14 protein-coding genes are annotated in these 17,107 nt (G+C 69.3%); 3 read left to right on the forward strand and 11 right to left on the reverse strand.

From position 1 onward, the window contains the following. Positions 1–98: 98 nt before the first annotated feature. The 7 genes from ACORQU_RS08775 to glyQ form a co-directional block, all read right to left on the reverse strand. Entirely contained in the window at positions 99–776 is a 678-nt protein-coding gene (locus ACORQU_RS08775; RefSeq protein ID WP_491644660.1) for a hypothetical protein, read from the reverse strand. Positions 777–790: 14 nt separating this feature from the next. After that, positions 791–4,558, reverse strand: a complete 3,768-nt coding sequence (locus ACORQU_RS08780) for a translocation/assembly module TamB domain-containing protein (protein ID WP_491645025.1) — start codon at positions 4,556–4,558, stop codon at positions 791–793. Between the two features lie 80 nt (positions 4,559–4,638). Continuing rightward, positions 4,639–6,717: an autotransporter assembly complex protein TamA gene (locus ACORQU_RS08785; protein WP_491644661.1), complete on the reverse strand. Its 2,079-nt coding sequence runs from the start codon at positions 6,715–6,717 to the stop codon at positions 4,639–4,641. 80 nt (positions 6,718–6,797) lie between these two features. Continuing rightward, positions 6,798–9,023 (reverse strand): glycine--tRNA ligase subunit beta, encoded by a 2,226-nt coding sequence (gene glyS / locus ACORQU_RS08790; protein WP_491644663.1) that lies wholly within the window; start codon positions 9,021–9,023, stop codon positions 6,798–6,800. Beyond that, complete coding sequence (locus ACORQU_RS08795; protein WP_491644665.1) at positions 9,020–9,289, reverse strand: hypothetical protein; 270 nt, start codon at positions 9,287–9,289, stop codon at positions 9,020–9,022. Before ACORQU_RS08795 ends, glyS begins: the two co-directional genes overlap by 4 nt. A gap of 18 nt (positions 9,290–9,307) precedes the next feature. Beyond that, positions 9,308–9,958 (reverse strand): glutathione S-transferase family protein, encoded by a 651-nt coding sequence (locus tag ACORQU_RS08800; RefSeq protein WP_491644667.1) that lies wholly within the window; start codon positions 9,956–9,958, stop codon positions 9,308–9,310. Beyond that, positions 9,955–10,884, reverse strand: a complete 930-nt coding sequence (glyQ, locus tag ACORQU_RS08805) for a glycine--tRNA ligase subunit alpha (protein ID WP_271647659.1) — start codon at positions 10,882–10,884, stop codon at positions 9,955–9,957. Before glyQ ends, ACORQU_RS08800 begins: the two co-directional genes overlap by 4 nt. 93 nt (positions 10,885–10,977) lie before the next feature. Here glyQ and ACORQU_RS08810 point away from each other — a divergent pair, with 93 nt between their 5' ends. From ACORQU_RS08810 to ACORQU_RS08820, 3 genes are all read left to right on the forward strand, one after another. Continuing rightward, positions 10,978–12,783: a GspE/PulE family protein gene (locus tag ACORQU_RS08810; protein WP_491645027.1), complete on the forward strand. Its 1,806-nt coding sequence runs from the start codon at positions 10,978–10,980 to the stop codon at positions 12,781–12,783. Then, positions 12,780–13,505 (forward strand): glutamine amidotransferase, encoded by a 726-nt coding sequence (locus tag ACORQU_RS08815; RefSeq protein ID WP_491644669.1) that lies wholly within the window; start codon positions 12,780–12,782, stop codon positions 13,503–13,505. The genes ACORQU_RS08810 and ACORQU_RS08815 overlap by 4 nt, the downstream gene beginning before the upstream one ends. A 63-nt stretch (positions 13,506–13,568) precedes the next feature. Then, on the forward strand, positions 13,569–14,462 hold the full coding sequence (locus ACORQU_RS08820) for a BPSS1780 family membrane protein (RefSeq protein ID WP_491644671.1): 894 nt from the start codon (positions 13,569–13,571) through the stop codon (positions 14,460–14,462). Between the two features lie 76 nt (positions 14,463–14,538). On the opposite strand, the gene tatC is transcribed toward ACORQU_RS08820, so the two are convergent. From tatC to ACORQU_RS08840, 4 genes are all read right to left on the reverse strand, one after another. Continuing rightward, entirely contained in the window at positions 14,539–15,294 is a 756-nt protein-coding gene (tatC, locus tag ACORQU_RS08825; protein WP_491644673.1) for a twin-arginine translocase subunit TatC, read from the reverse strand. Then, entirely contained in the window at positions 15,275–15,685 is a 411-nt protein-coding gene (tatB, locus tag ACORQU_RS08830) for a Sec-independent protein translocase protein TatB (RefSeq protein ID WP_271647654.1), read from the reverse strand. The genes tatC and tatB overlap by 20 nt, the downstream gene beginning before the upstream one ends. Positions 15,686–15,741: 56 nt before the next feature. After that, positions 15,742–15,975, reverse strand: a complete 234-nt coding sequence (gene tatA / locus ACORQU_RS08835) for a Sec-independent protein translocase subunit TatA (protein WP_271647653.1) — start codon at positions 15,973–15,975, stop codon at positions 15,742–15,744. Between the two features lie 103 nt (positions 15,976–16,078). Beyond that, entirely contained in the window at positions 16,079–16,984 is a 906-nt protein-coding gene (locus ACORQU_RS08840) for a lipid-binding SYLF domain-containing protein (RefSeq protein ID WP_271647652.1), read from the reverse strand. Positions 16,985–17,107 lie beyond the last annotated feature (123 nt).

Genomic DNA, 17,107 nt, shown 5'->3' on the forward strand with positions numbered 1-17,107 from the left:
GCGGGGTGGTGGGCGGGATCTTTCCGAGCGGCTATGCAAGCCGACGCCGGTCCGGGCATCACGCCTTCGACGGAGTCAGGCTCGTACGCGAACCGACGTTATTCGTCGCTGCATTCCTGCGCGTCTTTGAGTTCGACCGGGGCCAGCGCCACGCCTCCGCTGGTCTGGGTGATTTTGGAGACAACCAGATGGCAGAACTTGTCCGTGAGATCCAGGGCCACTTCATAGTCCTGATCCTTCTCGGGGACGAAGGACACGCCGAAGTCCTCGCAGCCACGGGACATGTGGCTGGTGGCTTCGTAGTACGACCCATGGATGGCGATGGGTTCGCCGGCGGTGATGGCGTACTCGCGATAGAACGCCTTGGCCAGGATGCCGTTGCGCTGCTTGAGATTGATGACGTTGGGGGTGACCGGCATGCCCAGCGAGATGCTCTTCTTGCTGCCGAAGGCGCCGCCGAACCCGCGACTGGAGGGCGTTTCGCTTTCCGCATCGCCGCCGTAGCACAGGGTGTTGCGGTAGAACTCCAGGCCGATCACGGCTTGTCCGAAAAAGCGGATGCGGGCCTGGTTGTCGGGATTGACTTGGCGCTGATCCTCGTCTTCGTCATCGTCGCCGAGGGGGAGGGCGGCTGCCGAAGAAGCGGCGGCGAAGAGCGCGGTCAGCAGAAAAAGCTTGGGCAGGAGTTCAATTCTGGCCTCATCGTGATTTTGAGGCACTGATAGCGGCGGCCGGCGGGGATTCTGAAGCGGCCTGATCGACACGGCGCGGTGCATCGGGCGAGCGCCGGCTACTTTTCCTTGCGCCAGTTGAGCGAGCCGCGCGTCTCCACGGTGGAGGATTCGATCTCGGCGTTGAAGCCCTTGCGCAGGAGGTATTTCAACGTGACCACCGAGCCGGAGCCGACCATCGACACGCCGTAGCTGACATAGAGCTTGGGCGAGAGGTACTTGCCCACGCCGAACACCGAGGCGCCCATCGTGCGCGACTCCAGCACGCCGGCATCGTCCAGGCCGATCTTGGCGCCCAGCTGCGAGGCGACCAGGCCGGCGCCGGCGGACAGGGCCGAGGAGGCGGCGCTGACCTGCGCGCTCTCCTGGCTGTTGGCGTTGCTCAGCGGGCGGCCCAGCACTAGGTAGGCCAGTGCGTCGGACTCGGAGGTTTCCGGGTTGGACCACACGCTGGCATGCGGCGCACTGGCGCGGCCGGTGACGTCGATGCCGGCCGTCACCCCGGCGCTGACGACTTCGCGCTCGGCGCGGATGTTGATGTTGGGATCGGAGACGTCGTCGTTGCTCCAGCTCAGCTCGCCACGGGTGATGGAGAGCTTCTGCCCATAGGCGGTGTAGCGCCCGTCCACGTTGAGTTGGCCGGTGGCCGACATCGCGCGGCCGGCGCGCGAGTGCACGCTCATGTCGCCCTGCAGCGTGCCGTCCAGGCCGAAGCCATTGAGCTTGACCGCATTGCCCAGGCTGATGGCCAGGTCCAGCTTGAGCAGCGAGCTGCCGCCTGCTTCCGGATCGGCCGGGTCCAGCACCACCACGTCTTCGGAGGTGGACACGCCCTCGCTGAGTTTTTCCAGGTTGATGGTGGCCGAGGGCACGGTGACCTTGCCGCCCACGCCCAGCACGTTGTCCTGCAGGGCGATGGTCATGTCCGGGGCGACCACCGCACGCAACTCGGTGGTGTCCGAGGCCAGGAAGTTCTCGCCGCGCACCTTGAACAGCAGGGGCTCGTCGCCGCCCTGCCAGCCGAGTGAGCCGTCGATAGACAGGGTGCCGCCGGTATCGCCGCCGCCGGTGGCCGACTGCGATTTCATGCTGCCGGTGATCTTGGCCGAGCCGTCGGACAGCGCGGTCAGCTGCGCGGCGCCATCGACCAGGGTGATGCCCAGCGCCGGCAGGTCGCCGGTGAACTCGCTCAGGTCCGCCTCGCCGCTCAGCAGCGGTGTGCCGCGGGTGCCGGCCAGTCCCACGTGGCCCTTGAGCTTGCCCCTGGGCCGGACCAGATCCGGGGAGAACAGCTCCAGCCAGAACAGGCGATCGTTGTAGAGGTAGATGTCGCCGCTGAGCGGGGCGAAGTCGTCCCAGCCGGTGTCGAAGGTGGCGTCCACGTAGCCGTTGCCGGCAAAGCCGGTGCCCAGGCGGCCGTGGATGTGCTGCGGGGTCATGTCCACGTCGATGCTGAAGTGGTCGTAGTGCACGATCTCGCCGCGCGTATTGCGGCCCATCTTCAACCCGCCGTCCATCGAGGCCAGGTGGATCTGGCCCTGCCAGGCATTGCCCTGCGGCTTGAGGTTGGCGTCCAGGGTCATCTCGCCGCGAAGGGTGAGCGGGCGTCCGTCGCTGGGCGCCAGCCACGGCTGGATCAGGGTTAGCGGCAGCTTGTCCGAGTGCACGCTCACCCCGTTGCGCGGCCAGTCCGCGGACAGGCACAGGCTGCCATCGTCGGCACCGGACAGGCAGCTGTCGGACAGGGTGAAGGCAGTGCCGGACTGGGTGAAGCGCGCCGGGTCGGTCAGCGCCCAGGCATCGCCCTTGGACGGCACGAGGCGCAGGGTGTCCAGTGCGCCGGACCAGCTGCCATCCTGGGCCTGCCGCGCCTGGCCGCCGAGGGTCAGCGAGACGGTGGGGTTGTCGGCCCGCACGGCCAGTTCCAGATCCTGCACGGCGCCGCGCGCGTCCACGGCCAGGGTGTCCAGCAGTAGACCGGCCTGCACGCCGGTGCCGCGCAAGGCCAGATCGCCACCGCTGCCCTTCCACGGCAGGCGGCCGCGCAGGCTGAAGGTGTCCGCCGCGTAGCTGTCGAGTGTGAGGGCGTTGCCGGACAGGTCGGCGTCCAGCGTCGGTGCAGTGCGTGCCCCGCTCAGCTTGAGCGTGCCGGACAGGCGACCGGTGGCACCCGGGAGCAGGTCGGCCAGCTGCAGCGGTGAGAGATCGGCATCGATGTCCAGCGTGTCGGCGACCGAGCCCTGCGCGCGCAGGTGGCTGCTGCCCAGGGTCAGGTCCAGCTTGCCGTCGCCATTGGCGCCCTGCACGGTGAAATTGCCGCTGCCGGACAGCTTGCGGTCGCGCAGCCGGCCGCCAAGCCTGGGGATGTCCAGGCTGGCATCGAAGCCGCTGCCCTTGCCGGCCGCCGGATCGCGCTGGGCGCCCTGGCTGGCCAGGGTGCCGGTGACCGCACCATCCCAGCCGGCGGCAAAGTAACCCGGGTCGAAGTCATCCAGCGTCGCCTTGACGTCCCAGGACAGCTGCGGTGCCCAGCCGACCTGGCCGGTGACGTCCAGCGCGCCGGCCGGCGTGGTCGCCTTGAGCGTCTTGAGCAGGACCTTCTCCAGGTCGCCACGCCCGTCGAAGTCGACCTTGGCCGTGTCCTGCCCGCGGGCCAGGTCGGCCTTGCCGATCGCCACCCAGCGCGCCTTGCGCCCGGCCACGCCCAGGTCGGCGTCGGCGCTGATGTGCTGCTCGCCCGCGCCCCATTGCAGGTCGCGCGCGTTGACCGCGAACTTGAAGGTCGGATCGGCGGTGTCGGCGAAATCGGCATGGCCGCGCAGCGTCACCCGGCCACCGAGCAGTTGCACCGCCAGCGGTTCGACGGTCAAGGTTGTGTCGGCGATGCGCACGTGCGAGGGCTCGATCACCACGGTGTTCTCGCCCTGGGTCGCCGTGCCGCTGACCGCCGCGCCGCCGTCGGTCCCGCTGGCGCGCAGGTCGAAGGCCAATGGCGGTGCATCGGCGGCGCCCACCCCGAACAGCGCCAAGTCCAGCTGCTTGCTGCGCGCGCGCAGCGCCCAGTCCGGCTTGCTGGCGCCACGCACGTCCAGGTGCACGCGCACCGGCGCCGGCGCGTTGCCGCCGATGGCGACCTCCATGTGGCGGACATCGCCGCGCGCCACCAGGCCCAGGCGTGCCGGGGTCTTGCCACGCGGCGCGGGGAAGCCGGCCGACACCGTCAGATCGGTGTCGTAACGGTCGCCGGGCCGGTAGTAGCCGTCCACACTGAAATTGCCCAGGTTGGTGCGGGCCTTGATCGCGGTCGCCTCGACGTAGCCATCGCCCATGTCGATGCCGCCGCGCAGGCTGCTGATGTCCATCACCTGTTCGCCGCCGGAGGTGTAGACAAAGCGATCCACCACCAGCTGGTCGGCCTGCAGGTCCAGGGGCAGTTCGATCTGTGGCATCACCTCCGGCCAGCGCGGCAGCTCGAAGGGCTCATCCGGGCTGGGCGCCATCTCCAGGTGCGCATCGGTGATCTGCAGGCTGTCCAGGCGCAGGCGCCGGCCCAGCAAGGGGCGCAGGTCCGGGTCCAGGGTGATCCGTTTGGCGGTGAAGTCGATCGTGTCGTAGACGAAGTGCACGTTGGTCAGCGTCAGCGGGCCGGCCAAGGGGCCTTCGGCGCCGTCGTAACTCAGCGTGGCCCCGGCCGGCAGGCGTGCCTTGACCTGGGCCAACAGCACGTCGCGCCCGGCGACGGTCTGCAACAGCCAGTACAGGGCCACGGCCAGCACGACTACCAGCACGCCGGTGCCGATGGCGCTGCGGATGGCCAGCGTGCGCATGCGGCGCCGGCGCCGCGCGCGCAACTCGGCGATGCGTGCCTCGCGCTCTTCCGGGCTCAGGTTGGGATCGATGCGCCGCTTCACAGCGTCGCCCCGATGCTCAGGTAGAGCTGCACCACCGAATCGGGGTCGTCCAGGCCGTGGGCGATGTCCACCCGGATCGGCCCGATGGGCGACTTGTAGCGCACCCCGATACCGACACCGGTCTTGAAGTCAGGCGAGTCGTCGTAGGCGCTGCCGCTGTCGACGAAGATCGCGCCGCCGAATGGACCACCCTTGTAATAGTGCTCGTATTCGACGCTGCCGGTGACCAGCTTGCTGCCGCCCACCGAATACTCGCCGCCGTCGGTCTCCACCCGCGGGCCCACCTCGCGGTACTGGTAGCCGCGGATGCTGTGGTCGCCGCCGGCGTAGAAGCGCAGGCTGGGCGGCAGCGCGTCCTGTGAGCCAGAGGTGGTCTGGCCCAGTTCGCCGCGCACGATAAGGCGGTCGTTGTCGCCCAGGCCGCGATACCACGTGGCGCCGAGCTGGATCTGGGCGAAGTTGGTGTCCGAGCCGGCGCCCTCCAGGCCGCCGCGCAGGGTGGCCTTGCCGACATAGCCGCTGCGCGGGAACAGGCGGTCATCGACGTTGACGTACTGCGCCTCCACCTGCGGGTAGACGTAGGTGGCATAGCGGTACGGGCGGCGGGAAAGCGCGCCGTCGCCATCGTCGGCGATCTGGAACAGCCAGCGCTCGCGCAGCGCATGCACCGAGGCGGTCAGCGTCCACTGATCGTTGAGCTCGCCGCTGCGGCTGCCGATCAGTTCGACCCGGCGCGTATCGATGTAGTCGGTCTGCTCGTCGTAGACCTGCGCGGTGGCTGCATACCAGCCGTCGAGCCACTTGAACGCCGGGATGCGGTAGGTGGTGGTCAGCGACTTGCGGTTCTGGGTGTAGTCCAGCAGCGTCTTGAGCTTGTGCCCGCGCGAATTGACGTAGCGCCGCTCGACGCCAGCCAGGAAACCCGCGCCGTACTCGGTGCCGTAGCTCACGCCGGCGGTATAGATGTTGCGCGGGGCCAGCTTGAGGTTGACGTCGATCGGCACGCGGCCGTCGACCGCTTCTTCCGGATTGGCCTGGATGTCGATCCCGCTGAAGTAGTCCAGCTGCACCAGCGACTGGCGCAGGCGGTCCAGCTTGCCCTGGTGGTAGTAGCTGCCTTCCTTCCAGTACACCAGCTTGTCCAGCAGGCCGGGGCGGAAGTAGTCCTGATGGAAACGCGTGGGTCCCATGTCGTAGCGGATGCCGCTGATCCAGGACAGGTCGATGTCGGCGGCGTGCTCGGCCCGGGTGACCTCCACCTTGCGGTCCAGGAAGTCCGCATCCAGGTAGCCGCGCTCGGCCAGGCGCCGCACGATCTTGAGCTTGCTGGCCTCGTAGGTCTGGTGGTCGAAGATGTCGCCCTCGCGCGGAGTGAAGGCCGCCAGGTCCTCGGCCAGGTAGCGGTCGTTGCCGCCCTGGCCCTCGATGCGGATATCCGCGTCGCGCACGCGCACCGGCCCGCCCGGGGTCACGGTCACGGTGATGGTCATGTGGTCGGCCGGCCGGCGTGGGCGGCGCGGCCGGTCCTGGGCCTGCCCCGCCTGCGCGGAGGCGGCGGTCGCGGCGCGGTCGTCCTGGGCGTCGGCCGGGGCGGTGGAGGTAGTCACCTGGCCGTCGGCATCGCCGTTGTCGCGCTCTACCCGGCCTTTCGGCTCGCTGGACGTTGCGTCGTCGGGATCCCCATCGTCCTTGTCGTTGTCCTCGGCTGCCTGCACCGTCTCGCGCTGCGGGCTGGCGGCGCCGGGCTCCGGCTGTCCCGTGTCGGCGCCCGCGGCCTCCTGGCGCTGCGAGCTGACCTCGATGGTGGGCGTGTAATACCCAAACGGCTCCAGCGCCTTGGCCGCCTCGGCCTTGGTCTGGTCCATCAGGTATTCCAGGCGCGCCTCGCCCAGGCGCTTGCCCAGTGCATCGTTGAAGGTCAGCGAGACGCGGATGTTCTCGGCCATCGCGCGCTCGGTGTCGTTGTCCTCGTTCAGGCCCTTGATCTGGACCTTGTCGACGATGACCGCCGCCAGTGAGGCCGTGGGCAGCAGCAACAACACGGCGGCAATGGCAAACGGGGGAAAAAAGCGCATGGGCGGAGCATACCCGGCGCCTCGCATCGGCCGGGTTAAGGCGTCATGAGGGCGCGCGCCGGCGCGCCCCGTCGGATCGATCACGCAGACAGCTGGGCGATGTCGGCCACGGCGCCGAACCGCTGGGACAGGCGCTGCAGCAGGGCCAGGCGGTTGGCACGCACGGCCTGGTCTTCCGCGTTGACCATCACCCCGTCGAAGAACGCATCGACGTGCTCGCGCAGCAAGGCCAGGCGCGAGAGCACCTGCACGTAGTCGTGCTGGTGCAGGGCCGCATCGGTGTCGCCGATGGCCGCTTCCACCGCCTCGGCCAGCGCGGCCTCGGCCGGGTGTTCGATCAGGCCCCGGTTGATGTGGTCGGGGATGTGGAAGTCCTCGGCCTGGGCCTTCCTCAGGATGTTGGCGATGCGCTTGTTGGCGGCGGCCAGGGTCGCGGCCTGGGGTAGCGCGGCGAAGGTGCCGATCGCGTCGATGCGGCGGTCGAAGTCGTAGAGCGAGGCCGGCTTGAGCTCGGCCACCGCGTTGAACTGCGTGGTCGGCACGCCCTTGTCAGCGTAGTAGCCCTTCAGGCGGTCGAGGATGAAGTCGTAGAGCTCTGAAACAAGCGGTGCCAGATCCAGCTGCATCAAGGTCTTGCCTTGCGCCGCAAAGTGCCCCTTGAGGTGATCGGTCACGAAGTCGTCGCCCTTAGCAGGCTCGATCCGTGCATTCGCTTCGGCCGGCTTTCCTGCTTTCTCATTCCGAGCTGCATGCGCTGCGACAGCGGTGCCCGTCTGCATGACGGCCGAGCCAATCAGACCGCGTACGTCCAGATCAAACCCACTCTCGATGATCGTCCGCGCCAGCCCCAGCGCATTGCGCCGCAGCGCAAACGGATCCTTGTTGCCGGTCGGCTTCAAACCCGCGGCGAAGCCACCGGCCAGCGTGTCCAGGCGCTCGGCGATCGCCAACACCTTGCCCAGCGGCGATAGGGCGATGTCGTCACCGGCAAAGCGCGGCTGGTAGCTCTCGTCGATGGCCAGGGCGATCTCGGCCGGCTCGCCGGCGGCCAGCGCGTAGTGGCGCCCAGCGATGCCCTGCAGCTCGGGGAACTCGCCGACCATGCGCGACTGCAGGTCGTTCTTGGCCAGCGTCGCAGCGCGGCGCGCTTGCGCGGCGTCCACGCCCACCATCGGCGCGATCGTTTCGGCCAGCGCGGCCACGCGCGCGACCTTGTCGGCCACCGTGCCCAGTTTGGCCTGGTAGGTGACGGTCGCAAGACCTTCGCCCATCGACACCAGACCCTGCTTGAGGTCCTCGTCGAAGAAGAACTTGGCATCAGCAAAGCGCGGGCGGATCACACGCTCATAGCCGGCGCGCACCTGGGCCGGGTCGCGCGACTCGATGTTGGCGATGCCGATGAAGTGCTCGGTCAGCGTGCCATCGCGCAGCACCGGGAAGAACTTCTGGTTGATCTCCATCGTCTCGATCAGCGCTTCCTGCGGCACGGCCAGGAACGCCGGCTCGAAGCTGCACGCCACCGCGCCCGGCCACTCGGTCAGACAGACCACCTGCTCCAGGTTGTCATCGGTGATGCGCGCATCGCCGCCCACGCCGCGCGCGGCGGCCTGGACCTGCTCGATGATGCGTGCGCGGCGCTGCTGCGGGTCGACCAGCACGCGCGCGGCGGCCAGCGCCTCGACGTAGTCGCCCGGCGCGCCGATCCACACCGGCTTGTCGTGCTCGAAGCGGTGGCCGCGGCTCATGCGGTCGGACTTGATGCCCATCAGCGGCATCTCCACCACCTCGCTGCCCAACAGCACCACCAACCACTGCACCGGGCGGGCGAAGGCGTAGTCGTGGTCGCCCCAGCGCATCGGCTTGGGGATGGGCATGGCGGCGATGGCCTCGGCGATCACCTCCGGCAGCAGCGCGGCGGTCCGCGCGCCTGGCTTGACCGCGCGATGCACGAAGCGCTCGCCCTTGGCATCGGTGGTGCGCTCAAGTGCGGTCCACTCCACGCCGGCCTTGGCCGCGAAACCGCTCAGGGCCTTGGTCGGCTGGCCGTCCGCATCCAGGGCGATGTTCACGTACGGGCCAAACACCTCGCTGGCCTGTTCGGGCTGTTCGGCCGACACGCCCGGCAGCAGCACCGCCAGCCGGCGCGGGGTGAACAGCGGCCGCGCGTCGGTGGCGTCCACGGCCACGCCGCGCTTTTCCAGGCCGGCCTTGATGCCGTCGAACAGCGCATCGGCCAGGCCGGGCAGGGCCTTGACCGGCAGCTCCTCGGTGCCCAGTTCGATCAGGAGGGGAAGCGTGTTGCTCATGGAACGTCCTTACGGGTGGAGAGCAGATCGTGGCGGGGTACGGTCGCGGAGCTGCGTGTTGTGCGGGCGGCGTCTCGGAGGTCGCCGTTGATGGCCAGCAGCCAGATGCCCGCCACCGGCATCAGCAGCAGGCCGAAAAAGAACCAAGCCCAGGCGTTGCGCCCATGCTGCTGTGCCCACCACGCGCAGAACAGGCCAAATGCCATCGGTGCGCTGTAGAACAGCATCAGACCGCTTGCAAAGGCGTGCACTATCTGGGCGTTCATGGGTGTGTCCTTACGCGCTCAGTTGGAGGTCGCTGCCGCCGGCGCAGGGGCGTCGAAAGCCACGTGGAATTGCTGGAACACCGGCAGGGCCTCGTAGCGCGCCACGCGCGCGGCCAGGGCCGGGTAGGGCGCAAGATCGAACGGCACCGCCTCGGCGGTGAAGGTGGCGCAGCAGGCCAGGGTGATGTCGGCCTGGCTCATGCGCGTGCCGATCAGCCACTCGTGGTCTGCGCGGTCCACGCAGTGCGCCTCCAGCGCGGCCAGCGCGCCGTGGACCTGGGCCGCGCAGCGCTCCAGCCAGGGGCCGTGGCGCTTGTCTTCGGGGCGGTACACGCGCTCGTAGACCATGGCCACGGCCTTGTCGGCCGCGCCGGTGGCCAGGGCGATCAGCTGCAGGGCCTGGCGACGCTCGGCGCCGCCGGCCGGCAGCAGGGCGCGTTCCGGACCGGCGTCCTGGTCCAGCGCGTCGAGCACGGCGGCCGATTCGAACAGCACCTCCTGATCGTCGCGCACCAGGGTGGGCACGCGGCCCAGCGGGTTGTAGGCGCGGATCAGCGCCGCATCGCGCCCGGTCGACCAGTTGCGGTGCTCGAACGGCACGCCGAGCACCGTCATGCTCACCGCCACGCGGCGCACGAACGGCGAATCGAACATGCCGATCAGGATCACGCCGCGGCCTCGCTCGCTGCGCGCTTGATGCCGGGGAAGCCGAGCTTTTCGCGCTGGGCGTAGTAGGCCTTGGCCACGGCCTGGGACAGCGTGCGCACGCGCAGGATGTAGCGCTGGCGTTCGGTCACGCTGATCGCGCGGCGCGCGTCGAGCAGGTTGAAGGTATGGCTGGCCTTCATCACCTGCTCATAGGCCGGCAGCGGCAGGCCGGCCTCGACAAGCTTGACCGCCTCGCGCTCGCAGGCGTCGAAGCGATGGAACAGCTCGTCCACGTCGGCGTATTCGAAGTTGTAGGTGCTCTGCTCGACTTCGTTCTGGTGGTAGACATCGCCGTAGGTCACCGGCGTGCCGTCCGGCCCGTAGGTCCAGATCAGGTCGTAGACGTTGTCGCAGTCCTGCAGGTACATGCACAGGCGCTCCAGTCCGTAGGTGATCTCACCGAGCACCGGCCGGCACTCCAGGCCGCCGGCCTGCTGGAAGTAGGTGAACTGGGTGACTTCCATGCCGTTGAGCCAGACTTCCCAGCCCAGGCCCCAGGCACCAAGCGTGGGCGATTCCCAGTTGTCCTCGACAAAGCGCAGGTCGTGCACGCGCGGATCGATCCCCAGGGCCTTGAGCGAATCCAGGTACAGCTGCTGGATGTTGTCCGGGTTGGGCTTCATCGCCACCTGGTACTGGTAGTAGCGCTGCAGGCGGTTGGGGTTTTCGCCGTAGCGCCCGTCGGTGGGACGGCGCGAGGGCTGCACGTAGGCCGCGTTCCACGGCTCCGGGCCCAGCGCGCGCAGGAAGGTCGCCGGATGGAAGGTGCCGGCGCCGACTTCCAGGTCCAGCGGCTGGATCAGCACGCAGCCTTGGCTTGCCCAGTACTGGTTGAGGGTCTGGATCAGGCCCTGGAAGGTGATGGGGGTGGCCGTCTGGACAGTCATGCGGCAAAGGGCTGGAAAAAGGGGTGGGCTAGTATACGCAGCGTGGTGTGGCCGCCCTGGCCGCACGCGATGTGCCGGGAGCCGGACGTGTCGATGGAGCAGCAGCGCAGGGCCGATTTTTCGCCCGAATCCACCGTGCTGGGATCCGGCCGGCTGGACTTCGCCCAGGTCACCCGCGCGCTGCTGGCCGATGGCCTGGTGGCCGAGGCCGACACCGGCCGCATCCAGATGTCCGCCGCCGGTGCGCGCAGCGCCAGCGAGGTGCATCCGCTGGTGCTGCTGGCCAACCTCAAGCTGGCCGCCGCCGCCGGCGGCGAGCTGAGCCTGGAGCGCCTGACCGAATGGCTGGCCAAGCGCGTGGACGTGCGCTACCTGCGCGTGGACCCGACCCGGGTGGACGTGGCCGAGGTCACCGCCGTGGTCAGCCAGGCCTACGCGCGCCGGCACCGCATCCTGCCCCTGGCGGTGCGTCCGGACCGGGTGTTGATCGCCACCAGCGAGCCGCTGGACATCGCCTGGAAGGGCGACCTGTCGCACCTGACCCGGCGCAGCATCGAGATCGCGCTGGTCAATCCGCTGGACCTGCACCGCTACACGATGGAGTTCTTCGGCGTGACCCGCTCGGTGCGCGGCGCCAAGGACCTGCGCGATCGCGAGCAGAACACCGCCATGCCCAGCTTCGAGCAGCTGGTGGACCTGGGCCAGAGCGGGGAGGTCGGCGCCGACGACCACCACGTGGTGCAGATCGTGGACTGGATGCTGCAGTACGCCTACGAGCAGCGTGCCTCGGACATCCATCTGGAGCCGCGTCGCGAGCTGGGCCGCATCCGCTTCCGCATCGACGGGGTGCTGCACAAGGTCTTCGACCTGCCGCCGCCGGTGATGACCGCGGTCATCTCCCGCATCAAGGTGCTCGGCCGCATGGACCTGGCCGAACGGCGCCGCCCGCAGGATGGCCGCATCAAGACCCGCTCGCCCGGCGGGCGCGAGGTGGAGATGCGCCTGTCGACCATGCCCACCGCCTTCGGCGAGAAGTGCGTGATGCGCATCTTCGACCCGGACACCGCGTTCAAGCCGATCGCCGAGCTGGGCTTCAGTCCGACCGAGGCCGCCGGCTGGAACGGGCTGGTCGAGCAGCCGCACGGCATCGTGCTGGTCACCGGGCCGACCGGCTCGGGCAAGACCACCACGCTGTATTCGACCCTGCGCAAGCTGGCCACCAGTGATGTGAACGTGTGCACGGTGGAAGACCCGATCGAGATGATCTCGGCCGAGTTCAACCAGATGCAGGTCCAGCACAACATCGACCTGGACTTCGCCGCCGGCGTGCGCACCCTGCTGCGCCAGGATCCGGACATCATCATGATCGGCGAGATCCGCGACCTGGAAACCGCGCAGATGGCGGTCCAGGCCTCGCTCACCGGCCACCTGGTGCTGAGCACGCTGCACACCAACGACGCGCCCTCGGCCATCACCCGCCTGCTGGACCTGGGCGTGGCCCATTACCTGGTCGCCTCGACCCTGAGCGGCGTGCTGGCCCAGCGCCTGGTGCGCACCCTGTGTCCGCACTGCCGCCAGCCGACCACGCTGCCGGCTCATGCCTGGGATGCGCTGCTGGAAACCGGGCGCCAGGTGCCGGACGACGCCGCGCCCAACGCACCGGTGGGCTGCCTGGAATGCCGCCGCACCGGCTACATGGGCCGCGTCGGCCTGTACGAGCTGATGCCGCTGACCCCGCAGCTGCGCAACATGATTCGCGCCGACATGGATCTGGCCGCGTTCACCCGCGCCGCGCGCCTGCAGGGCATGCGCACCCTGCGCGACGCCGGCCTTGACATGGTGGCGCGTGGTCTGACGACAATCGAGGAAGTTGTCTCGGTCCTGCCCCCACGGGAATGAACGCGCCTTTCCTGATCGTCGAAACCGGCCAGCCGCTGCGCACGCTCAAGCGCCACGGCGGCTTCGCCCACTGGATCCGTGTCGCCGCCGGGCTGGAAGCCGACGCGTCGGTCGTGGCCAATGTCGAACGCGGCGATGCGCTCCCGGACCGTCGCGATTTCGCCGGGATCATCGTGTCCGGGTCCTCGGCCATGGTCACCGATCGCGCCGACTGGAGCGAACGCGCCGCCGCGTGGCTGCGCGAGGCGGCCCACGACGGGCAATCGCTGCTGGGCATCTGCTACGGCCACCAGCTGCTGGCCCATGCGCTGGGCGGCGAGGTGGCCGACAACCCGGCCGGGCGCGAATCGGGCACGGTGCGCATCGATCTGCATCCGCCGGCGGCCGAGGATCCGCTCTTCGCCCATGCGCCGACCGGCTTCATGGCCCATACCAGCCACGTGCAGACCGTGCTGCGCGCGCCGGACGGGGCCACGGTGCTGGCCCGCTCGCAGCGCGACGGCTGCCAGGCCTTCCGCTGGGGCGCGCGCGCCTGGGGCGTGCAGTTCCACCCGGAGTTCGCCACCCACCACATGCGCGGCTACGTGGCCGCGCGCGCCGAGCACCTGCGCAGCAGCGGGCAATGCCCGCTGCGGATCAGCCGCGAGGTCAGCGCCGCGCCGCAGGCGCGCGCGCTGCTGCGGCGGTTCGTGCGCCACGCCCGGCAGGTCCGCGGGCGCTGAGCCGGCGGCGTGCGGCTTGCGTAGACTGTCGCCCTGCACAATCCCGTTTCTTCGGAAGTCCCGATGTCGATGATCAACAAGGTGCCGGCCAGCGCCGGTGCGCAATGGCTGCTGGACGGCCTGGCCACCCTGCGCCGGGCGCCCCTGCAGTTGGGCCTGCTGGGCGCGCTGTGGGCGCTGCTGTCGCTGCTGGCCGCCCAGGTGATGGCGCTGGCCACGGTCCCCGGGCTGTTCCTGCAGCTGCTGCTGGGGCTGGCCTCGCCGGTGCTGTTCGCCGGGGTGCTGGGTGCGGTGCGCAAGGCGCAGACCGGACAGGCGGTGGTGCCGGGCGACCTGTTCGGAGGCTTCCGCACCGGGCATGTGCCCAGCCTGGTGGCCACGCTGCTGCCGCAGGTGCTGCTGGCCCTGGCGGCCGGGCTGCTGCTGATGGCGCTGCTGGGCAGCCAGGGCGTGCAGCAGCTGCAGGAAGTGATCGCCCACCTGGAAGAGCAGGCCGCTTCTGGGGGGCAGCCCGACCCGGCGCTGGTGTCTCAGCTGCCGGCCGGTCGCCTGCTGCTGTGGCTGGCGCTGCTGGTGGCCGGTGCGCTGGTGGCCAGCCTGCTGGTGTTCGTCGCGGTGCCGGACGTGGTGTTCGGCGATCGACGCGGGGGCGAGGCCATGTTCAACAGCCTGCGCGCCTGCCTGCACAACCTGCCGGCGGTGATCCTGTTCTACGTGCTGCTGTTCATCGTCCTGGTGCCGCTGATGATCATGGTCCAGTTGCTGGGTCTGGCGATGACGATGGTCGGTGGCCAGCTGCTGGGTGTGCTGGTCACCAACGTGCTGCTGATGGGCGTGATGCTGCCCCTGATCGCCGGCTGCGTGGCCAGCGCCTGGCGCCAGCTCCTGGGCGGGGCGGCGGGCGCCTCGGCGATGCCGCCTGCGGCGCCGGTGTCCAGCTCCACGTTCGAGGCCTGAGCCGCACGCGCGCTGCACTGGAATGCAAAAGCCCGCCGAATGGCGGGCTTTTTTATGAAGCGTGGCGCCTGTCCAACTAGCCGCGCGCCAGGCTCCGCGGCACCACCCAGCGACAGGCCAGGATGCCCAGTTCATAGAGCAGGCACATCGGCAGGGCCAGCAACAGCTGGGAGACCACGTCCGGCGGGGTGATCACCGCGGCCACCACGAACACGCCGACCACCGCGTAGCCGCGCGAATGCTTGAGCTGGGCCGGGGTGACCAGGCCCAGGGCGACCAGGATGACCATCGCCACGGGCAGCTCGAAGCTGACGCCGAAGGCAAGGAAGATCACCACGACGAAATCCAGGTACTTGCCCGGATCCGGCGCCAGGGTCACCACGTCCGGAGTGAACAGCGTCAGCGCGTGGAACACCGCCGGCAGCACCACGAAATAGGCGAACGCGCAGCCGGCGAAGAACAGCGCGATGGAGGACACCAGCAGCGGCACGGCCAGGCGCTTCTCGTGCTTGTACAGGCCGGGCGCGACGAAGCACCAGGCCTGGTAGATCAGCCACGGCGAGGACACGAAGATCGCCAGATACAGGGCCAGCTTGATCGGCGCGAAGAATCCTGAGGTCGGGTCGGCCGCGATCATCTTGGAGGCCTGCTCCACCGGCAGCTGCGAGAGCAGCGGCATGGCCAGGTGCTCGAAGATGCGCTTGGCGAAGGGCAGCGCGACCGCCAGCGCGACCGCCACCCCCGCCATCCCCCGGATCAGCCGCGTGCGCAGCTCGATCAGGTGCTCCATCAGGCTGCTTTCGGCCTCGTGGTCAGGGGTTGGGGCGTTCATCGCCGCCCTCCTTGTGACCCTGCGCGGGTGTCGCAGGCGCGGCGGCCTCCGGTGCGGACGCCGCCGCGACATCGCGTGCTGTCTCGGTCTCCGCGCCGGTCGAGCGGACTTCCTCGCCCACGCTGTCGAACTCGCGCTGCAGGTCGTCCTGGCCACGGCGCATGGACTGGTCGGTGCGGCGCAGGGCTTCCTGGGCTTCGTGCAGGTTGCGCTTGAGTTCGTCGGCGGCCAGTTCGCGTTCCAGTTCGCTCTTCACCGAGTCCCACTGGTTGCGCGCCCGGCGCACCCACAGTCCGGCGAAGCGCGCGGCCTTGGGCAGGCGCTCGGGACCAAGCACCACCAGGGCCACGATGGCGATGACGATGAGTTCGGGAAAGCCGATGTCGAACATGGCGACTGACGCCCGTCAGGCGGGCGTTCGGAGGGTTGGCACGTCAGCGGTGGCGATCAGCGGTCCTCGCCGCTGCGTTCGCGCTCGCGCTCCTTGGCGGCGGCCTCGTCGGCGCCGCGCGCTTCGTCGGACAGGCGTGCAGCCGGCTTGTCCTCGTCGCGCATGCCCTTCTTGAATTCCTTCACCGCGCTGCCGAGGTCCTTGGCGCCGCTGGTCAGTCGCTTGGTGCCGAAGACCAACAGGACGATGGCCAACACGACCAACCAATGCCAGATGCTGAGACTGCCCATGACCGACTCGCTGGGGAAAGTGGACGATCAGGATACCGCAGCCGCATCGGCAAAGTGTCCGCCGGTGTGGCTGCGGACCGCGGGATCGCGCTGTTTTGACCGATCAGTTCAGCTGTTCGGTCCGGATCTCGCCTTCCTCCACCGGCTGGAAGCCCTGCTGAGGCGCCGGCTCGGTCGTGGCCGGCTGGGTGCCGACCGGGGCGGTCTGCACCTGCGGGGCGGCCTGCGCCGGCTGGGCGGGGGCGGGCGGTGCGTAGGGCGTGCCGGTGGTCACCACCGGGCGGGCATCGGTGCCGCGGTTGGCGCGTGCCGCGGCGGTGGCTTCCTCCAGTTCGTCGCGGAAACTGACGATCTGCGAGGACGGGTGGCCTGCGCGGTTCTCGAAGATCGCGCGCGGCGTGGCGGTGGGCCCGTAGGCGGCCACGTTGTCGTCGTTGTCGATGGACAGCACCGCACCATCGAGCGCGACACCGACGAACAGGCCGCGCGCGCGCGACCAGGACCAGATCTCGGCCTTGAGCTGGCCGTCGGTGGCGGCCGAGGCATTGCGCCCGACCGGGCCGGCAGCGACCGAGGCATCGGCGCCCAGGGTGAACTTGCCGTTGACGATGTTGTTGAGCGAGCGCTCGTTGCGGAACACCAGGATGATGTCAGACGACTGCACGCCGGCCTGGAAGCCGATGCTGCCGCCGGTGAGCTTGACGAACACCGGCTGGGACCAGGTGCCGTCGGGGTTCTTCACCGACATCAGGCCGTGGCCACTGCGCCCGCCGAACACCAGCCCGACCTTGAGCGAATCGGGGATGACGATGATCGCCTTGCCCTCGTCGAGCAGCTTGTCGGGGATGGACTCTTCCGGGATGCGCTGGATGTCAGTCAGCACGCGGGTGGCATTGATCGCGCGCTCGTCCTGCTCGGTCCCGGCCATGGCCTGGGTACTGACCAGGGCGGCCAGCATCAGCACGCCGAATCGGGCCAGAGGGCGCGGAGAAAGACGGGACAGGAACATGCGGGGCGACTCCGAGCGAGGAAATGGCGTTGTAACCGATCTGTGCGCGGGTGACATGACCCGCCATGCACCGGCGCGAGCCTAGTCACGGACGGGTGAATCGGCCATGAGTTGAGCCAGGCC

The sequence above is a fragment of the Pseudoxanthomonas sp. JC1303 genome, from assembly GCF_058448525.1.